The 1148-nt window shown below is 65.0% G+C and carries 1 protein-coding gene; it reads right to left on the bottom strand.

Translation table 11 applies throughout. From position 1 onward, the window contains the following. Window positions 1-1148 (bottom strand): amino acid adenylation domain-containing protein (locus AQ12_RS16630; RefSeq protein WP_048441074.1); only part of this gene is annotated, 1148 nt, incomplete at both ends.

Raw genomic sequence — 1148 nt, 5'->3', positions numbered from 1 at the left:
GCCTCGCGCACTGCCGGGTGCGCGGCCAGCCGCGCTTCAATCTCGCCCAGCTCGATCCGGAACCCGCGAATCTTGACCTGGAAGTCGTTGCGACCCATGTACTCGATGGCGCCATCAGCGCGCCAGCGCGCCAGATCGCCGGTCTTGTACATGCGCGCGCCGGGTTGTGTGCTGAAGGGATCGGCGACGAACTTTTCAGCTGTGAGTTCGGGTCGGTTCAGGTAACCACGCCCCACCTGCACACCGCCGATGTACAGCTCCCCGGCCGCACCGATGGGCACCGGCTGCTGGCGTGCATCCAGGACGTACATGCGGGTGTTGGCAATCGGCCGCCCGATGGGCACCTGCCCTGACGGTTCATCGACCGAGCAAGCCCAGGCCGTCACATCGACGGCGCACTCGGTGGGGCCATACAGGTTGTGCAGCTCGACCTGCGGCATCTGGTCCACAAAGCGCTGCACCAATGCAAAGGGCAGCGCCTCGCCCGAGCAGATCACCCGCTTCAAGCTCGTGCACTGCTGCAACTGCGGCGCCTGCACGAACGCCTGCAGCATCGAAGGCACAAAGTGCAGCGTGCTGATGCGTTCGCGCTCGATCACCTCGGTGAGGTAGGCGGGGTCCTTGTGACCGCCCGGGCGCGCCATCACCAGAGTCGCTCCGCAAGCCAGCGGCCAGAAGAACTCCCACACCGAGACATCAAAGCTGAACGGAGTCTTTTGCAGCACGCGGTCATCGCAATTGAGGCCATACGCCTGCTGCATCCAGTGCAGCCGGTTGACCACGGCGCGATGCTCATTCATCGCCCCCTTGGGCTGGCCAGTCGAGCCAGAGGTGTAAATCACGTAGGCCAGGTCGGTGGCGCCTGCGTCAACCACAGGGCAGGTGCGCGGCTGGTCTTGCCAGGTCTGCCCATCGGCATCCAGCTGCACCACCACTGCGCTGGTGGTGGGCAGCGTGTCGGCCAGGCGAGCCTGGGTGAGCAGCACCTTTGGCGCGCAATCTTGAAGCATGAATTCAATGCGCTCGGGTGGATAGTCCGGATCGATGGGCACATAGGCGCCACCGGCCTTGAGGATGGCCAGCAGCCCGACCACCATCTCGATGGAGCGTTCCACGCAGATGGCCACCAGCACGTCCGGCCCTACGCC

It is taken from the genome of Caenimonas sp. SL110, assembly GCF_001044395.1.
Taxonomy (GTDB): domain Bacteria; phylum Pseudomonadota; class Gammaproteobacteria; order Burkholderiales; family Burkholderiaceae_C; genus Ramlibacter.
This window is presented reverse-complemented; position numbering and strand designations above follow the sequence as displayed.